This window comes from Amycolatopsis sp. NPDC051106, assembly GCF_040682775.1.
Classification (GTDB): domain Bacteria; phylum Actinomycetota; class Actinomycetes; order Mycobacteriales; family Pseudonocardiaceae; genus Amycolatopsis.
In genome coordinates this window covers 1-17,531 of record NZ_JBFBBQ010000137.1, presented here as the reverse complement: position 1 = coordinate 17,531, position 17,531 = coordinate 1, and the positions used below count along the sequence as shown (strand labels likewise).

The 17,531-nt window shown below is 72.0% G+C and carries 14 protein-coding genes; 7 read left to right on the top strand and 7 right to left on the bottom strand.

Annotation, left to right across the window (positions count from 1 at the left end; translation table 11 throughout):
• Positions 1-114 precede the first annotated feature (114 nt).
• A complete protein-coding gene (locus tag AB0M83_RS45790; RefSeq protein WP_364528127.1) occupies positions 115-1,179 on the top strand; it encodes an aldo/keto reductase in 1,065 nt (354 codons plus the stop codon).
• A 547-nt stretch (positions 1,180-1,726) separates the two neighbouring features.
• Here AB0M83_RS45790 and AB0M83_RS45785 read toward each other — a convergent pair.
• A complete protein-coding gene (locus AB0M83_RS45785; protein WP_364528126.1) occupies positions 1,727-2,074 on the bottom strand; it encodes a hypothetical protein in 348 nt (115 codons plus the stop codon).
• A gap of 418 nt (positions 2,075-2,492) precedes the next feature.
• A complete protein-coding gene (locus AB0M83_RS45780; RefSeq protein ID WP_364528123.1) occupies positions 2,493-5,531 on the bottom strand; it encodes a BTAD domain-containing putative transcriptional regulator in 3,039 nt (1,012 codons plus the stop codon).
• A 229-nt stretch (positions 5,532-5,760) separates the two neighbouring features.
• On the opposite strand from AB0M83_RS45780, the gene AB0M83_RS45775 reads away from it, so the two are divergent.
• Complete coding sequence (locus AB0M83_RS45775; RefSeq protein WP_364528120.1) at positions 5,761-6,975, top strand: hypothetical protein; 1,215 nt, start codon at positions 5,761-5,763, stop codon at positions 6,973-6,975.
• Between the two features lie 296 nt (positions 6,976-7,271).
• On the opposite strand, the gene AB0M83_RS45770 is transcribed toward AB0M83_RS45775, so the two are convergent.
• The 4 genes from AB0M83_RS45770 to AB0M83_RS45755 all read right to left on the bottom strand — a co-directional run bounded on the left by AB0M83_RS45770 (position 7,272) and on the right by AB0M83_RS45755 (position 12,526).
• The gene (locus AB0M83_RS45770) at positions 7,272-9,230 is read right to left on the bottom strand and encodes a tetratricopeptide repeat protein (RefSeq protein ID WP_364528117.1); all 1,959 of its coding nucleotides are present in this window, start codon (positions 9,228-9,230) and stop codon (positions 7,272-7,274) included.
• A 274-nt stretch (positions 9,231-9,504) separates the two neighbouring features.
• A complete protein-coding gene (locus AB0M83_RS45765) occupies positions 9,505-10,719 on the bottom strand; it encodes an amidohydrolase family protein (protein ID WP_364528114.1) in 1,215 nt (404 codons plus the stop codon).
• Positions 10,716-11,138, bottom strand: coding sequence for a GAF domain-containing protein (locus tag AB0M83_RS45760; protein WP_364528111.1), 423 nt, complete (start codon positions 11,136-11,138; stop codon positions 10,716-10,718). The genes AB0M83_RS45765 and AB0M83_RS45760 overlap by 4 nt, the downstream gene beginning before the upstream one ends.
• Complete coding sequence (locus tag AB0M83_RS45755; protein WP_364528108.1) at positions 11,135-12,526, bottom strand: MFS transporter; 1,392 nt, start codon at positions 12,524-12,526, stop codon at positions 11,135-11,137. Before AB0M83_RS45755 ends, AB0M83_RS45760 begins: the two co-directional genes overlap by 4 nt.
• 130 nt (positions 12,527-12,656) lie before the next feature.
• Here AB0M83_RS45755 and AB0M83_RS45750 point away from each other — a divergent pair, with 130 nt between their 5' ends.
• The 4 genes from AB0M83_RS45750 to AB0M83_RS45735 all read left to right on the top strand — a co-directional run bounded on the left by AB0M83_RS45750 (position 12,657) and on the right by AB0M83_RS45735 (position 16,063).
• Positions 12,657-13,535: a MurR/RpiR family transcriptional regulator gene (locus AB0M83_RS45750; protein ID WP_364528105.1), complete on the top strand. Its 879-nt coding sequence runs from the start codon at positions 12,657-12,659 to the stop codon at positions 13,533-13,535.
• Between the two features lie 82 nt (positions 13,536-13,617).
• The gene (locus AB0M83_RS45745; RefSeq protein WP_364528102.1) at positions 13,618-14,355 is read left to right on the top strand and encodes an SDR family oxidoreductase; all 738 of its coding nucleotides are present in this window, start codon (positions 13,618-13,620) and stop codon (positions 14,353-14,355) included.
• 5 nt (positions 14,356-14,360) lie between these two features.
• Positions 14,361-15,299: an RNA polymerase subunit sigma-70 gene (locus tag AB0M83_RS45740; RefSeq protein ID WP_364528099.1), complete on the top strand. Its 939-nt coding sequence runs from the start codon at positions 14,361-14,363 to the stop codon at positions 15,297-15,299.
• Complete coding sequence (locus AB0M83_RS45735; protein ID WP_364528096.1) at positions 15,296-16,063, top strand: decarboxylase; 768 nt, start codon at positions 15,296-15,298, stop codon at positions 16,061-16,063. The genes AB0M83_RS45740 and AB0M83_RS45735 overlap by 4 nt, the downstream gene beginning before the upstream one ends.
• Here AB0M83_RS45735 and AB0M83_RS45730 read toward each other — a convergent pair.
• The gene (locus AB0M83_RS45730) at positions 16,023-16,742 is read right to left on the bottom strand and encodes a GAF and ANTAR domain-containing protein (protein ID WP_364528129.1); all 720 of its coding nucleotides are present in this window, start codon (positions 16,740-16,742) and stop codon (positions 16,023-16,025) included. The genes AB0M83_RS45735 and AB0M83_RS45730 overlap by 41 nt on opposite strands.
• Positions 16,743-16,993: 251 nt before the next feature.
• Here AB0M83_RS45730 and AB0M83_RS45725 point away from each other — a divergent pair, with 251 nt between their 5' ends.
• Positions 16,994-17,260, top strand: a complete 267-nt coding sequence (locus AB0M83_RS45725) for a hypothetical protein (RefSeq protein WP_364528093.1) — start codon at positions 16,994-16,996, stop codon at positions 17,258-17,260.
• Positions 17,261-17,531: the final 271 nt, after the last annotated feature.

Here is a 17,531-nt window from a genome sequence, read left to right as displayed (position 1 = left end):
GGTGCGTGGGACGCACCGAACGCCACATTGGGTGCGTGGCACGCAACCAACGCCACATTGGGGCGCTCGCAGAATGGACTTGCGGGTCCAAAATCCGGTCGGCACGCTGAGGTCATGGCACTCGATCAGTACTACCTCCTCGGCCGCTCGGGCCTGCGCGTCAGCCGGCTCGCGCTCGGGACGATGAACTTCGGCACCGGCGGTTTCCACGCCGCCTACGGGAAGACCGAGGACGAGGTCCGCCCGATCTTCCGCAAGTACCTCGACGCGGGCGGCAACTTCGTGGACACGGCGGACTTCTACACCGCGGGCGAAAGCGAAACCATCCTCGGCAAGCTCATCGCCGAAGCGAACGTGCGCGAGCGCGTCGTGCTCACCACGAAGTTCACCAACAGCGTCGACCCCGGCGACCCCAACGCGGGCGGCAACGGCCGCAAGCACATGATCCGCGCGCTCGAGGCGTCGCTGCGCCGGCTGGGCACGGACTACGTCGACCTCTTCCTGCTGCACACGTGGGACCGGCTCACCCCGGTCGAGGAGGTCGTCCGCACGCTCGACGACCTCGTCCGCGCGGGCAAGATCCGCTACCCCGGCCTGTCCGACGTGCCGGCGTGGTACGCGGCGAAGGCGCAAACGTACGCCGAAGCACACTCGCTGGCGCCGATGGTCAACCTGCAGCTGCCGTATTCGCTGGTGCAGCGGGAAATCGAGACCGAGCACGTCCCGATGGGACAGAACCTCGGCCTCGGCGTCACGGCGTGGAGCCCCCTGGCGGGCGGCTTCCTGACGGGCAAGTACCGCGACGGCGGCACGGGCCGCCTCGGCGACGGCCAGACCTGGACCGAGCGCGACTGGCAGCTGCTGAAGCCCCTCGAAGAGGTCGCGAGCAAGCTGGGCGTCACGATGGCCCAGGTGGCGATCAACTGGGTGGCAACCCAGCCGGGCATCGCCTCGGCGATCGTCGGCGCGAGCAGCGCGGAGCAGCTGGGCAAGAGCATGGCGGCCTTGGACTTCGAGATCCCGGCCGAGCTGCGGGCGGTACTGGACGAGGCGAGCGCGGTGCCGCCGGCGTCGGTGTACCGGATGTTCACCGCGCAGTACCAGAACTGGATCGTGAGCCCGAACCTGAAGGTGGGCGACAAACCGGCGGGGTACGCACCCGCACTCCGCAACTGGTAGCACCACCCTTTAGGGTGAATTTTTTTCGCTTCTAGCCGGCGGAGTGAGACCAAGAGCAATGCAGACGCTCGAACAGGTGGCTGCATTGCTCTGTCCGAGTCAGCGCAGACCCGTTCGAAGTGCGAAGTCCCTGCCATCGCAGGAGTCTGCAGCTCAGTGAAGCTCTACTGTGGAGCACCCGGCGCAACGAATACACAGCGAATTCTTCCTGGTCAGGCCATTGGGTGATATTTCCTCGACCGTGTCTACCGGGCGAAGAGATACCCCGATGATTGACCCGATCCACCCCGAGTAACGTGAGCGCATCACGAAAGCCTGACCGTCGAACGAGTCCCACCCCGCCAAGCCATGAAGTTGTGTCGGGGCAAAGATTGACCCGATCCACCAAGGAGCGGGCGTGCCAGCGGTCCCTGATTGCGAAGGAGAGCACCTTGGGCACAAAGCCATTCTGGTGGATCATCATGTTCCGGTGAGCCCACCAGCACACACTCCGCCGGGCTGCGTCGGGTTCTGTCAGCACTTGCTGCAGACCCGGCGCAACCCGGAGTCATGGCTGGCCGCGGCGGCGGAGTTCGACACCCTCGGCGAGCAGAATGTTGCGGGTCTGGGTGTAGGACAGGCCATACGTGGTCGCGAGCTGCCGAATCGAGCGCCCGTCAAGGTACGCGTTGACCAGGCCCGGAGGCGTCGGCGGCGGCAGGATCTGCGGCGGGCGCAGGGTGACACCGGCGTCGAGCAGCGCGGTGCGGATCTTGCGGTAACTGTAGGGAAGGCGCGCGACCAGGCCCTCGATGGTCTCGCCGGCCGCGTAACCGGCCACGATCTCCCGCACGACGTCGTCGGGGATCTCGGCGGGAACGGGATCGGGGGGACGCGCTCTGTGCTCGTCACTCACCAGACCATCGCCGCCCCGAACAGCCGATCCGTGTGCGTGGTGACGCGGCCGGTCTCGCGGGCTCGCGTCTCACGCGGTCCACCTCCAGCCAACGGCATCGGCCCCGGCGGGCACACCGCCGCCGGGGTGGCGCCGGGTCGCTCGTGTGGTCGATCCGTGCTCATGGCCTGCTCCGCTCCCCGGTGCGGTGTCCTTGCCAAGGGGAACGGCTTCGGTCGCCGGACGTGACGCGAGTCCGGATTTTTGTGACGACCGCAACGGCCGGCGATTCGCGCGCACGCTTCCAGTCTCGGTGTCCCATCCGGTTGACACCACTACACCGAAGGCTGAGACCACTGTGGACGGACACGAGCCGAATCGTCGCCATGGCAAGCGAAACACGCACCGAGCCGATGCGGGATTCCCATCCGCGGGACAGTTACCGCTCGGATTCCCACCGTGGTGGCGGCAGCATCGCCACCGTGTCCCGCTCACCGTCCCGCGCGACCGGGATGACCGCCTCCGTCGCGTCCAGTTCGTCGATCAGCTCGCCGAGTTCCGCCACCCGGGTGTCCCGCGCGCGGCCCCGGTAGAGCTCCGCCGCCTGCAGCCACAGCGCTCGCGCGACCACCCGGTTTCCGTGCTCGCGCAGGATCGTGGCCAGCGCAGACAACGCCCTGGCCTGTCCCGTCGCGTGTCCGGTGCGATCGGCCAGTTCGACCGCGCGATGGGCGTACCACAAGGCCGCCCGCGCGTTGCCTTGTTCGTGTCTCAGCCTGGCCAGGACGGTGTTCAGCTTCATCACCGACGACAGGCTCAAGCTGGCGGACGTCAGCTCGGAAGCGAGCCGGCACTGCTCGTCGGCCTCGGCCAGCCGCCCCAGATCGATCAACAGCGATCCCCGCGCGGTGTGGATCTCCAGCCGCGTCGTCGCATCGGGTGAGTCACGCAGGTGGTCCAGCGCCTCGGCATACAGCTCCAGTGCCTCCTGCTCGAACCCCCGCGCCTCCACCAGTGCGTTCGCGAGCCGGTGCGCCGCGACGGCGCACAAGGACGGTTCCCCCAGCTCGTAGGCCAGCTCCAGCGCCAATCGGCACAGCACCGCGGCTTCCGTCGCCCGGCCGGCCCGCAGGTGCCACCGGGCCAGGTTCAACGTCGCGGCGATCCGGCCCAGCGGGAACCCCTCGGCCAGGTCCAGCGCACGCCGGAGGTACCGCTCCGCCTCCCGCTCCTCCCCTTGGTGCATCAGGGCGACCCCGAGATCGTTCAGGTGCGATCCCAGTACCTGCCGCAAGTGCGGGTCGTCACCGCCGGCGTCGGCGAGGACCGTTTCGACGCTGCCGGCCGCGATCGTCAGGCAACTGATCGCGTCGGCGAAGAAACCCTTGGCCACGAACAGTTCGGCGAACAGTGCCGGAAGGTGGTAGGCGATCTCGTGCAAGCCCACCGCGGCGGCCCGGGCCACGACCTCGGCCAGCAGGTTCTTCTCGCGGATCATCCACTGCCGGGCCGCTGTCGCGCTGCCGAAACCGGCGCCCGGCCACGCCAGTGTCGTGGCGGGCAGCGGCGGCGGAGGCTTGTGCGGGAACACCAGGCGATGGGCGTCGCGGGCCATCAGCAGGAAGAACTCGAACATCCGGCGCCGGACCGCGACGACGTCGTCCAGCTGAGCCGCGACCGACGCGGCGTAGGCGTGCAGGAGGTCGTGGACGCGGTAGCGGTCGAGGTTGCCGGGGTGTTCGAGCAGGTGCGCCGCCACCAGGACGTCGAGAGAACGACGGACCGCGGCCAGCGGGCGCCCGTCCGCCGCCGCGACGGCTTCGGCCGTGACCTCCGCACCCGGGTGCAGCCCGATCACCGCGAGCGCGCGCCGCTCGCCCGCTTCCAACGCCTGGTACGACACGGTGAACGCCGCCCGCAGGCTCCGCTGCGGCCAGTCGCCCTCGTCCCCCAGGTCCAGCAGCAGGTCGGCGTCGCGCAGCAGCCCGGCCAACATCGGCAGCGACATGCCCGTGCGCGCCAGCGCACGGTCGGCCACCAGGGTGAGCGCCAGCGGATTCCCCCGGCACAGGCGCACCAGTTCGGCCGCGCCGCGGCGGTCCTCCCGGGCGCGCCGGCCGATCCGGCGGTCCAGCATCGATGTCGCCTCGCGGGCGGCCAGTGGTCGCACGGTCACCACCGGCGGTGACACCGTCGCGGCCAACGACGGCAGCCGCCACCGCGAAACCACCAGCACGGTGCACGCGGCTAGCACGCCCAGCAGCGGGGCGACCTGTTCACGGCTGCGGACGTTGTCGAGGATCACCGACAACGGCCGCCGTTGCAGCAGCGCCGACAGTTTCGCGGCCCGCGCCACCGGGTTCACCACCCGGTCGACCGGGAAGTCCAGCAACGACAGCAGCGTGTCCACGACCTCACCGCTGTCCGCGGCCGTCGCCTGGCTGTCCCCACGCAGGTCCAGCAGGACGACGCCGTGCGGGAACCGGCGCCGCGCCCGGTGCGCCCACCGCACCACCGCGGCGGACTTGCCCACGCCCGGCCCGCCGGTCACCACGACCACGCCGCGGCGGGGCGCCCCGCTCGAGTCGGAGGTGAACGCGTCGAGCTCGGCGAGCAGCTCGGAACGCCCTTCGAGTTCGTCCGAGTCCGGCGGGACGTGCCACACCGGCGGGCCGCCCGGCTCCTCGGCCGCTTCCGGGGAGCGAACCCGCACCACCTGGCGCGGGAAGGTGCCTTCGCCGGTGATCACCTCCTCGTGCACCGCCCGGAGTTCGTCCGCGGCCCGCAGTTCGCCCGCGTCGAGGTACTGGCGGCGCATCGTGAGGTAGAACTCGGTCACCTCGCCCGGGCGATCCGCCGCGGCCAAGGCCCGGACCCGCAGCTTCGCCAGGCTCAGCTCGAGGGGATGGGCGCGCTCGAGCTCCATCAGCCGGCCGAGCGCCACGTCGGCCTGCCCCACGGCCAGCAGTTCGGCCACCAGGAAGGCGTTCGCCGGGAGCCACTGGCTGCGCAGCCACTGCGCGCGCCAGCCGGCGGCCCGCCGCGTCCGCAGGTCGGCTAGCGGCTCGTCGCGCCACAGCCGCATCGCCGCCTGCGCCTCGACGTGGGCCCGGTGGTGGTCACCCCGGTCACGCAGTTCCCGCGCGGTCACCATCACGCGGTCGAACGCGACGTGATCGACCAGCGCGGGGTCGATCTCCACCACGCACCCGCTCTTGCCGATCCCGACGTGCGCGGCGATCCCGTTCGCCTGCAAGGCCTGTCGCAGGTGCGCGGCGTTCTGGTGCAGGGTGGCCAGTGCTCCCCGCGGCACGCTCTCGTCGTCGGCCCACACCCATTCCACGACGTCGTCGACGGAAAACCGCCGGCCCGGCCGCGTCAGCAACGCGGCGAGGACCTGCCTCGAACGCGGCTGCGCCCACTTCACGGCCACTTTCCCGTGCAGCAGCAAGGCCGTTTGCCCGAGAATTCCGAACACGATTTCCACCCTGCCCCCTTCCCCCGCGGTGAACACCGTCCACCACCCGCTCCGCCCCGATCACTTTCCCATTGATTCCGCCAAAGGACCACGTCAGAGCCCTGGAGAAGACTTACTGACGACCGTCGTTGATCAATTGTCAAGCGACGAAAGCACAGGCCGAAAGGCCTTTCTCAACCCGGTCCCCGAAATTCGTGACAACAACTGGACACGACCCGAGGAGACCGCGATGGCCGAGAGCACCTGGGTGCGCAGCCCCATCGGAACCGCCGACGCACACTTCGCCACCCGGCTGGGGACGAAATCCGTTCTCGTCCTCGTGCCGCACATCGTGGCCGGCACCCGGTTGCTGGACCTGCTGCCCCTGCTCGAAGCCGACCACCGCATCCAGATCGCGTTCACCAGCCCGGAAACCGGCGACGGCTGGCAGGCCACCCACGATTTTCTCCGTGCGGAGGGCGGCACGGTGCTCCCCTGGTCCCAGGCCCGCCGCAGCGACGTCGACCTCGTCCTCGCCGGCAGCACCCGTGGTCTCGACGAACTGGCCGCGCCGGTCCTGCTGGTCCCGCACGGCGGTGGCTTCGGGCAGTACCAGCCCTGGCGGCCGCCCACGGGCGGCCGGCACCAGGTGGGTCTCGGACCGGACCAGCTGCTGCGCGCCGGGCGAGTCCGCGCCGCCGCGATCGTCCTGGTCCACGACCGCGAACACGACCTGCTGGCCGAGCTGTGCCCGCCCGCGCTGCCCGCCGCGGTCGTCGCCGGTGACATCGCCCTCGACCGGCTCACCGCGAGCCTCCCGTACCGCGACCAGTACCGGCGGGCGCTCGGTGCCACCGGCGCGCAGGAGGTCGTCGTGGTGACGTCGACCTGGTCACCGCGGTCGGCGTTCGGCCGCCACCCCGACCTGTTCGACCGCGTCGTGGCCGAGCTGCCCCCGGACCGCTTCCGCGTCGTCGGCGCGCTGCACCCGGCGATCTGGTCGCACCACGGTTCCCGGCAGGTCCGCTCCTGGCTCGCCGACGCGCTGCGCGCCGGGCTCGTCCTGGTGCCACCCGACGAAGGGTGGCGCGCGGCGCTGGCCGCCGCGGACCACGTGCTCGGCGACTACGGATCCGTCACCGGCTACGCCGCCGCCACGGGCACGTCGATCCTGCTCGCCGACAACCCCGATCAGCCGCTCCTGCCCGGCAGTCCGGCCGAGGTCCTTTCCCGGCACGCACCGCGCTGGCAACCCGGCCGGCCTCTGGCGCCCCAGCTGCGCGCCGCGGCCGAAGCGCGCGACGCCGTCGGGCTGCCCGGCCTCGTCCGCGGATTGCTCAGCTCGCGGCCCGGCCGGACCGGGTACATCCTGCGCCGCACGATGTACCGGCTGCTCGGCATCCCGGAGCCCGCGCGCGCGGTGCCCGTCTCCCCCGTTCCGCTGCCGAAGCCGGTGACCGCATGACCAGCTGGCACTACGCGTGCGGCACCCGCCACGGCATGCTCCTCACCGCCACCACGTCCGGACGCACCTCGCTCGCCGACGCGGTCATCGCGCCGGCCGTCCCCGGCGACGCCGACGGGCGAGCCGTCCTGGCCGCTCTTTTCGACCGGCTGCCCGGGCTCACCGTGGCCGCCGTCCCGGTCGAGACGGCCGGCCTGCTGCTCGGCGACCACCTCGGCGACACCACCTTCGTCGGTGCCGGCCCCACCGAACTCGCCGCGGTCGCCGCCTATCTGTGGCTGATCACCGGGCGGCGGCTAGCTGCCCTCGCGTCCATCGAGGGCGTCCAGCGCGGCCTGGACACGCGACAGCACCTCGCCGCCGACGTCGGCCAGCAGGTCCGCCGCTTCCAGGAGGTATCGCCGGGCACGCTGGACGTCCGCTTGGGTGACCTCGGCCAGCGCGAGCAGCACATTCGCCTCGTGCACCGCTGAACCCGGCTGCCCCAGCACCTCGCGGGCTCGTTCCAGCCGCCGCACGGCCACGTCGGGACGCCCGGATCGCGCGTCGATCCGGGCCAGCCCGAGAGCCGCCCAGGCCGCGCCTCGTTCGTCGCCGATCCCGGTGAACAGCTGCGTGGCCGCCTCCAGGTGCCGCGTCGCGCCCGCTTCGCGGCCGTCCCGCAGCAAGGCCTCCCCGATCCGCCAGTGCCGGGCCGCCACCCCGCGGTCGATGCCCAGCTCTTCTTCGATGTGCAGGCTGTCGGTGAACAGCACCACCGCCGCGTCGACGTCACCGCGGTTCTGGGCGATCAGCGCCAGCTGTTCCAGGGCGGCGGATTCGTTGCGGCGGTCCCCGGCCTCCCGCGCCAGCTCCGCCGCCCGGCGCGTCTCGCGCTCCGCCGGATCGAGGTGACCGAGATCCAGGTGGGCCCGGCCGAGCTGGTACCGCAGCCGGGACTCCGCCACCCGGTTGCGGCAGCGCTGCGCCGCCGTGATCCCGAGTTCGTGCGAACGCAGCCACTCCGGGTAGTACTTGCGGCGGAGCAGCAGCTCCCACAACGCTTCGCAGAGCTGCCACGCGAGCTCGTCGTGCCGTTCGGCCACCGCGTCCTCGAGCAGTGGCAGCACGTTCGGCAGCTCGGCGGCCAGCCAGTCCAGAGCCTCGCCGGCCGTGGCGAACGGTGCCGGCTCGTCCCGCAGTTCCTCGGCGACCGGGCTCACGCGCCAGCGCATCGGGATCACCACGAGGTTCGCGCGCGTCAGCTCCCGCAGGTACCAGGCGCTCGCGCGCGGAACAACCTCGAAGCGGCCCTCGTCCCGCTGGGCCCGCGCGTGCAGCCGGACCAGGTCGTGGAAGCGGTAGCGGTCGAGGTCGACCTCCTCGATCAGGCTCGCGTCGGCCAGCACCTCCACCGCGTCGCGCACGTCGCCCTCGGGCATCCCGGTGACCGCGACCGCCAGGTCGGCGGCGAACTCCGGGACCGGGAGCTCGGCCATCAACCGGTACAACACCGCCACGTGCTCGGGAAGCTCGCGGTAGGACCAGTCGAACGCCGCGGTCGCCGAGTCTTCGGCGCCCGCCAGCCGGGACAGCGTCGCGAGCCGGGAACGCTCGTCGCGCAGCTGGTCCGCCACCCGCGACACCGGCCAGCGCGGCCGGGCCGCCAGCCGCGCCGCCGCCACCCGCAACGTGATCGGGAACCGGCCGCACAGCTCCGCCAGTTCCGCCACCGCCGCCGGCTCCGCGTCGGCCCGGCGCCGCCCCAGCGTCCGGCCGAGCAACGCGACCGCGTCTTCCGGCGGCAACGGCGCCACGTCCACGAACCGCGCGCCGTCGGCCACCAGCCCGTCCAGCCGGAGCCGGCTCGTCACCACCACCGCGCAGCCGGCCGAGGCCGGGATCAGCGGGCGCACCTGTGCCGTCGACACCGCGTTGTCCAGCACCACCAGCAACCGGCGCTCCGCGGTCACCGTCCGGTACAACCCGACCTGCTCGGCCAGCCCGGCCGGGACCCGCTCCGGCTCGACTCCCAGCGCGCGCAGGAACTCGCCCAGGACCTCGTCCGGCGCCACGGCCGTCTCCGCGGAAAAGCCCCGCAGATCGGTGTAGAGCTGGCCGTCGGGAAAACGGTGTGCGTGGCCGCCCGCCCACGTGACGGCCAGCGCGGTCTTCCCCACCCCGCCGGGGCCGACGACGACCGCCACCTGCGCACGGGATTCTTCCTCGGCTCCGGTGAGCTCGTCGAGATCGGAGAGCTCTTCCCCGCGGCTCACGAAGTGCGCCGGCGGAGGCGGCAACTGCCGCGGACCACCCGTGACGGCGCCCTGCTGGGCCGGTACCCCCGGAAACCGCGCCGTACCCGGCGAACGGGTGCCGTGCTGCCCGGATTCCCCCGTCGACGTCCCGCGGTCCCCCTCGCTGACGCCATTCACCCCGAAACACCCCCCGACGTACCCGGAACTTCCCTGTCTACAGGGTGAGCACCGAAAAGTCAGTGAGCAGGCAAGTGAATTGCCCGACAGCAACCCGTCCGGGGCGACGAACCCCTCAGCCCGAAACCACCTCGCCGCCCTGGATGATGTGGTGGAAGTGCTTCGGCTCCGCCAGCACCCCGAGGTCCTCCAGGGGATCCCCGTCCACCACCAGCAGGTCCGCGTGCGCGCCCACTGCCAGGGTCCCGATCTCCCCCGTCAGGTTCAGCAGGTCCGCCGCCGTCGAGGTCGCCGAGCGGATCACCTCCAGCGGGGACTGGACTTCGCCGCGAAGCCGGAACTCGTGGTTCTGGTGCCGGTGCATCCCGCCCAGGAGGTCGGTTCCGTAGACCAGCTTCACGCCGCCGCGAGCCGCTCGCTCCAACGCCGCCAGACCCGCGCCCAGGACCTCGTCGACCTTGCGCCAGCTCGACTCCGGCAAGCCGTGCTCGCGGCCCTCCTCCTTCAGCGCCCAGTACGTCACCAGGGTCGGGACCAGGTAAGCGTCGTGGGAAAGGAACAGCGAAACGCTCCGGTCGTCCAGCAGGTTGCCGTGCTCGATCGAACGGACGCCCAGCTCCAGCGCACGATTGACGGCCCGGGCGGTGTACGCGTGCGCCGCCACGTAACGGTTCGCCGCCGTCGCCTCCTCGACGATCGCGCTCAGCTCCTCCGCCGAATACTGCGTCGAGTCGATGCGGTCGGTCGGGGATGCGACGCCGCCCGAGGCCATCACCTTGATGTGGTGGGCGCCCTTGCGCAGTTCGTCGCGGGCGGCCGCGCGGACCGCGTCGACGCCGTCGGCCACCCGGCCCAACCCCGCGCAGCACGGGTGGTCGTCCTTGACCTGGGTGCCGCGGGTGCGGCTGTCGCCGTGCCCACCGGTCTGGCTCAGCGCCCGCCCGCAGAACAGCAGCCGCGGCCCGCGGAACAGCCCGTCCGCCTGGGCGTCCGCCAGTCCGTAGTCGGCGCCCGACGCGTCGCGGACCGTGGTGAACCCGCGGTCGAGCATGCGGCTCATCGTCCGCGCGGCTTGAGCGGCCACATAGGACGGTGACGACGACGGCAGCGAACCCAGGTCCGCCGTCGACGCGGTGACGTGCACGTGCGCGTCGACCAGCCCGGGCAGGACGACCGCGCCCCGCACGTCCACCGAAGGCACGTCAGCGGCCGCGAGACCGGGGCCCACCTCGACGATGCGGCCGGAATCGCACCGCAGGTCACCCTCGGTGTACTCGCCGGAAACGGGGTCGAGCAGCCGGGCGTTGCGCAGCAGCAGGGATCCGGTCACTTTTCCTCCAGGAGTGCGGAGACGGCCAGCGGCGCGAGCGATTCGGCCACCTTCACGGAATCCTCGTCGTAAGCGCCTTCCGCGTCGAGGATGTTGAGCACCCCGAGCGTCCGGCCGCCGGCGAGCACCGGCACGTTGATGATCGAGCCGCAGCCGAGGCTTTCGATCAGGTCGTGGTCGGCGAAGATCTCGCGCACCGCCGCGCGGTCCGGCCCGAAGTACGGCTCCTGCGCGGTGATGCACTTCTCGAGCCAGCCCGCGGCGACTTCGACGGTCTTTTCCCCGCCCACCGGGTACTCCGCCGGGTGGCTGCTGTGCACGCGCCGCAACGCGCGACGTTCGGGCACCCACGCCAGCACCGTGAACAGCCGCACGCCGATCGCGTCGCGCACTCGCTCCTCCACTGTGGACAGACTCACTTCGTCATCTCCTTCGCGGCACGCACCGGCGCGCCGTGTTCGGTCAGTTCTTCCAGGGACCGGCCGGCGGTCGACAGGCCGAAGACGAGCACGCAGAGCACGCCCGCCGCCAGCACCGCCGTCGTCAGGCCGAAGACGCCGGCGAACCCGAGGCTCGCCGCGGACAGGCCGATGATCGTCGGCGCGAGGATGCTGCCGACCCGGCCGAACGCGCTGGACAGGCCGGTGCCGCTGGCGCGGATCCAGGTCGGGAACACTTCGGGCGTGTAGGAGTACACGCCGGCGTAGGTGCCGTTGAGGAAGAACGAAAGCACGGCCCCGGCGAGCGTGATCGACCACGGCGCGCTCGTCTGGCTCAGCCAGAACGCGCTCACGGCCGAGCCCGCGAGGTACAGCGCGATGGTGTGCTTGCGGTCGAGCCGTTCGGACAGCCACGCGGCGGAGAAGTACCCGGGCACCTGGGCCAGGTAGATGATGATCGAGAACTCGAAGCTCTTCGTCACGGTGATGCCGCGTTCCACCAGCAGCGTCGGGATCCACGAGAAGAAGCCGTAGTAGGAGAACGTGATCACGAACCAGACGGTCCAGATCACCGCCGTCCGGCGCCGCATCGCGGGGCTCCACAGGAACTTCAGCGCGCTGAAGAGGTTGACCTTCGGGGTCTCGGTCGCGGGCTGGGCGTCGGCGGGCGGCACCGGCGGGAGCGTCGTGCCGGTGGCCTTCTCGACGTCGCGTTCCATCTTGGCGACGACGCTCTCGGCTTCGGCGGACCGCCCCTGGGCGAGCAGGAACCGCGGCGACTCGGGCAGGGATCGGCGCCACCACAGCACCATCACGATCGGCAGCGCGGTGACGAGCTGCGCGATCCGCCAGCCGTCGTCGAACGACGGGACGACGAACCGGCCGATCAGCGCGGCCGCGACGAACCCGAAGGAGAAGAAGCCGGCCAGCGCGCCGACGAACCAGCCGCGCCGCTTGGCCGGCACGAACTCGGACAGGAACGGCGCGATGATGGCGCTTTCCGCGCCGGCGCCCGCCCCGGCGAGCACCCGCGCGCCGAGGAAGACCTCGTAGTTGGGCGAGAAGGACGCGATGACGGAGAACAGCGCGTAGAAGGCCAGCGCGTACATCATGACCTTCTTGCGGCCGATGCGGTCGCCGAGCAGGCCCGCGGCGACCGCGCCGAAGAGGAAGCCGAACGGCGTCGCCGAGCCGATCAGGCCGAGCTGGCCGTTGTCGAGGTGCCACACGGCTTTGGCGCTGGGCAGCAGGAAGGCGACGACCGCCGAGTCCATGCCGTCGAAGGTGTAGCCGAGCCCGCCGATCAGCAGCAGCTTGTAGTGGGGCCGGCTCAGCGGGAGCCGATCCAGTCGTGCCAGCAGGGTCATGGGGAACGCCTTCCGTGTCCGGGCGCCGGGGAGTGCCGACAACGTATACTGCGTTTTCGCAGTTTTGCAACGTTCATTGCAAGACAACCTCGCTGCGTTACGGTCTACGCGACCCGAGGGAGGGGACGAAGTGGCGGAAGCCGACGACGGTTTCGAGGCGTGGCTGCGGGACCGGCTGCCCGAGCGGGGACTGCGGCCGAAGTCGGCGGCGGTGGTGGAGGTGCTGGTCTCCCAGCCGAGGCGGGCCTCGTTCGGCTCGACGGCCGAGCTGGCGCAGCTCGCCGGCGTCAACGTCGCGACTGTGACGCGCACGGCGCAGGCGCTGGGCTTCGCCGGCTGGCCGGCGTTGCAGCAGGAGCTGCGGGCCCGGTACATGTCGTCGCTGAGCGCGCCGCAGGTGGCCGAGGAGCACCGCGGCGTCGACTCGCCGGGCTCGGCGTCGCTGCGCCGGGACCTCGACAGCCTCGCCCTGCTCAACCGGCGCTTCGACGAAGAGGTGCTCCGCGAGGTCGCCCGCGCGATCGCCGCGGCCCGCCGGACGCTGGTGATCGCCGACGGAAGCTACGCGGCGGTCGGCATCGCCTTCGCGCACAACGCGCGCCTCGCGGGCTACGACGTCCACGCGGTGACGGCGGGCGACGCGGAACTGGCGAACCAGACGGCGAAGCTGACGTCGGACGACGTGCTGGTGGCGATCAGCTTCTGGCGCCTGTACGAGAGCACGGTCCTGGCGGCGAGCGAGGCGAAGAGCCGCGGCGCGCGGGTGTTCGCCGTGACGGACGCGGCCAGCCCGGCCCTGGCGGGCGCGGTGGAGCAGGTGCTGATGGTGCCGGCGGAGGGCGTGACGTTCTTCCCGTCGCTGACCGCGGGCATGGCCCTGGTCCAGGCGATCGTGGCCCAACTGGCAGCGGTCGACCCGGCGCGGACGAGCGAGTCCATCGAGGCCGCGGAGGCGATGTGGTCGCGGTTCGAGCTCCTGCACCGCCGCCCTTCGGCCAAGTCGATGTGAACTGGGTCACTCGGCGACGGCTTTCCGCTCCCCCGGCGGTCTTGATCCGGTCCACACCGCATCGACCACCGGGAAGCACTCCATGTCGACTCAGTCCACCCAGTCCACCGCCGTCGTCACCGGAGCCGGCCGGGGCTTCGGGCGCGCCATCGCCGCCGCGCTCGTGGCCGGCGGGCGCACCGTTGTCGGCGTCGCGCGCAGCGAGTCCGAACTCGACGCCGTGCGCGAAGAACTCGGCTCGAGCTTCGTCCCCGTCGCCGCCGACGCGACCGATGACGCCCTCGCCGAGAGCGTCCTGCGTGAGCACCGCCCCGGCCTGCTTGTCCTCAACGCGGGAGCCGTGCCGCACATGGCGCCCGTGCACGAACAGACCTGGGAAACCTTCAGCCGCAACTGGCACGTCGACACCCGGCACGTCTTCGCCTGGACGCGCGCCGCACTGCGGGAGCCCCTCGAGACGGGCAGCGTCGTCGTCTCGATGTCGAGCGGGGCGGCCATCGGCGGGTCGCCGCTCAGTGGTGGGTACGCCAGCGCGAAGGCCGCGATCCGGTACCTGCGCGCGTACGCCGCCGACGAGTCGGAACGCGCCGGGCTCGGCCTCCGATTCGCCACGCTCCTGCCGCAGCTGACCCCGCTCACCGGCCTCGGCACGGTCGGTGTCGACGGCTACGCCGCGCGTGCCGGCGTCGACCGCGACACGTTCGTGAAGAACATGGAGTCGGTCCTGACGCCGGAGCAGGTCGCCAAGGCCGTCCTCGAAGTCGTCGACGGCGACGCGGCGGAATACCAGGTCAGCGGCACCGGGCTGCGTACGCTCTGACTGCCATGGCCGACTTCGCCACCGAGACCGCACCCTTCCGGCCCGAGCTGCTCGCGCACTGCTACCGCCTGCTCGGCTCGATCCACGACGCCGAGGACCTCGTGCAGGAGACGTACCTGCGCGCGTGGCGGGGCTTCGGCGGGTTCGAGGGCCGGTCTTCGGTGCGGCGCTGGCTGTACAAGATCGCCACCACAGCCTGCCTGACCGCGCTGGAGACCCGGGCCCGGCGGCCGCTACCGTCGGGCCTGGGTGCGCCGGCCGACGACCACCGGGTGGCGGTCGCGGCCGCGGACCCGTCGGTGCCCTGGCTCCAGCCGATCCCCGACGCCCTGCTCGACCCGGCGGCGGTCGTGGCCGGCCGCGCCGGCGTGCGGCTGGCGTTCATCGCCGCGCTGCAGCTCCTGCCCGCCCGGCAGCGGGCCGTGCTGACCCTGCGCGACGTGCTCGCGTTCCGCACCGGCGAAGTCGCCGAGCTGCTCGACACGACTCCCGCGGCGGTCGACAGCGCGCTGCGCCGGGCCCGCGGCCGGCTCGCCGAGGCGGGCCCGGTGGCGGCGGACCTGGCGGAACCGGCCGGGCAGGGTCCCCTGCTCGACCGGTACGTCGACGCGTTCGTCCGCGCCGACCCGGGCGCGCTGGTGACGTTGCTGCGCGCCGACGTCGAGCTGGAGATGCCGCCGATCCCGACGTGGTTCACCGGCCGGGACGCCGTCGCCGGGTTCCTCGGCCGCCGCGTCCTGCGCCCCGGGAACTGGCGGCTGGCGCCGACGCGGGCGAACGGCCAGCCGGCCCTGCTCGAGTACGCGGCCACGGGCGACGGCCGGTTCGAAGCCCACGGCGTCCAGGTCCTGACGCTGACCGGCCCCCGGATCGCGCGGATCACGGCGTTCAACGACCCGGCGCTGGTCCCGGTCTTCGCGGCGCCCGCCATGATGGAGCCATGACCCGCATCGGCCTCCTCTACCCGACGCGCGACTGCGGCGAAGACGACTTCGCCGCCCTGTGCGACCAGCTCGGCGCCGACCTCGACGTCGCCTACGTGGAATGGGGCGAGGGCATCGGCCGCGTCGACGACCTGGACGCCGCCGGCAAGACGGCCGCCGTGCGCGAGCTCGGGACGCCCGAACGGCTGACGAAAGCCGCCGGCGAGTTCGCCGTAACCCCCGACGTGGTCAGCTGGGCCTGCTCGAGCTGCAGCTTCACCCACGGCCTCGACGGCGCCCGCGAGCAGGCCGCGGCACTGACCGCGCACCTCGGCGTCCCGGCGAGCAGCACGTCGCTGGCCTACCTCACCGCCCTGGCGGGGCTGGGCATCGACCGCGTCGCGCTCGCCTCCGTGTACCACCCGGACCTGACCGCCGTCTTCGCCGATTTCCTCGCGGAGGCGGGCGTGACGACGGTGCACGCCGTCTCGGCAGACGCCGCCTCGGACCGCGCGCTCGCCGCGTGGGACCGGCGGCGGATCATCGAGCTCGCCACGACCGCCGACCATGGTGACGCGCAGGCAGTGCTCGTCCCCGAGACGGCGCTGCACACGACCCCGTTGCTCGCCGAGCTCGAAAGGCGGCTCCGGAAACCGGTGCTGACGGCGACCGCCGTCACGGTCCGGGACGCGCTGGAGCGAACCGGCGCGGTCCCGGAGCGTGCCGGGCTCGGGGCGCTCTTCGCTAGGGGCGCCCGCCGCCCGCCGAGCTCATCCTCTTCGTGAAACGCGCCGCGACGTCGCGCAGCTTCGTGTTCGTGTTCTGCGACTCGACGATCAGGCGCTGCATCGCGGCGTCCTCGCTGACCCGGTGGATCAGCATCAGCATGCCCTTGGCCTGCTCGATCACCGCGCGCGTCTCCATCGCGTGCCGGAGCTCGTCGGCGAGCAGGCGGGCTTCCCGGTAGCGGCGGGTCAGCCGCAGCACGGTCTCCACGCACAACGTGAACAGCCGCAGCACCTTCGTGTCGAACTCGTGGTAGCCGTGCGCGCCGAAGCCGAACAGCGTGATCGCGCCGACGAGCGTGTCGTCCACCCGCAGCGGTACCGCCAGGTAGCTGCCCACGCCGAGCTCCTTGGCCGCGAGGACGAACTCGGGCCACCGCTCGCCCGTGTCGCCGACCGCGACCCGCACGACCTCGCCCGTCAGCGCCGCGAGCAGCCCGGGACCGTCGCCCGCCGCGTACTGGACGTCGTCGATGCGCCGGGCGCGCTCGTCGGTGAAGGCCGCGGTCTGGGTCGCGCCGTCGCGGACCACCACGATGCTCGCCAGGTCCGCGTCGGGCACCACCCGGACCGCCTCGCCGCAGACCGCGTCGAGCAGCCCTGGCGTGTCGGACACCGACTCGAGGACCCCCACGAGATCGGCCAAGACGACGTTCAGCTCGTCGACCCGCTCCGCCATGCCGTCGCCAGTGGTCGGCACAGCCCCACCCCTCCCATGCGTCAAGCGGCGAGCAAGGGGAAAGAGCCCGCCAGCAGCGTCAACCGAGACCACCGCTGGCGTTTCAACGGGTCCGCGAGAACTCTACCGGCCCCGGCGTCCGGTCCGGCGTCGGCCGCGCCGGGCAGCCGGCGTCTGTCGGCGATATGTCGGTTTGTCCCCGCACGCTGCGGGTACGCGGTGAGGTAGAGGGGGTACGTGAGGAGGCCGTCATGGCCGAACAGGAGAACCACCACGGCTGGGCCCCGGACGTCGGCGGAGACGATCCGACCGCGGCCGAAGCCGCCGATAAGGCCCGCGAGGCGAGCGGCTCGCGCGGCTCCGAAGTCGCCGCGGACGGGACGCTGTCCCCGACGGACACGGAGCCGGATTCGGGTGACAGCGGCCGCCGGGGCGCCGAGGAGATCGCGGCCGAGGAAGGCCGGGAGGCGGAGGGCCACAAGGGTGCGTCGCAGCGCCCGTACGGCTCGGTGGACTGAGCATCCGCACACCCGGCACTGGGCAAGTCGCGCCCGGCGCCCCCGGTAACCACGCTAACGGAAGGCACCGACAAGTTCCGGCGCCTTCCGGGCGTGACGGGCGGCTTGTCCACAGGGCGGGTCCAGCGCCCCAATGTGGCCTTGGTTGCGTCTGACGCACCCAATGTGGCCTTCGGTGCGTCCAACGCACCCAATGTGGCCTTCGGTGCGTCCAACGCACCGAAGGCCACATTGGGGCGCTGGCAACCCGTCAAGAGCGGAGCAGGTTCGC

Excerpts from the sequence above, each read along its gene's own strand:
- AB0M83_RS45790 (WP_364528127.1), top strand. The coding sequence starts at position 115 with ATGGCACTCGATCAGTACTACCTCCTCGGCCGCTCGGGCCTGCGCGTC.
- AB0M83_RS45775 (WP_364528120.1), top strand. The coding sequence starts at position 5,761 with ATGGCCGAGAGCACCTGGGTGCGCAGCCCCATCGGAACCGCCGACGCA.
- AB0M83_RS45755 (WP_364528108.1), bottom strand. The coding sequence starts at position 12,526 with ATGACCCTGCTGGCACGACTGGATCGGCTCCCGCTGAGCCGGCCCCAC.
- AB0M83_RS45745 (WP_364528102.1), top strand. The coding sequence starts at position 13,618 with ATGTCGACTCAGTCCACCCAGTCCACCGCCGTCGTCACCGGAGCCGGC.
- AB0M83_RS45740 (WP_364528099.1), top strand. The coding sequence starts at position 14,361 with ATGGCCGACTTCGCCACCGAGACCGCACCCTTCCGGCCCGAGCTGCTC.
- AB0M83_RS45735 (WP_364528096.1), top strand. The coding sequence starts at position 15,296 with ATGACCCGCATCGGCCTCCTCTACCCGACGCGCGACTGCGGCGAAGAC.
- AB0M83_RS45730 (WP_364528129.1), bottom strand. The coding sequence starts at position 16,742 with ATGGCGGAGCGGGTCGACGAGCTGAACGTCGTCTTGGCCGATCTCGTG.
- AB0M83_RS45725 (WP_364528093.1), top strand. The coding sequence starts at position 16,994 with ATGGCCGAACAGGAGAACCACCACGGCTGGGCCCCGGACGTCGGCGGA.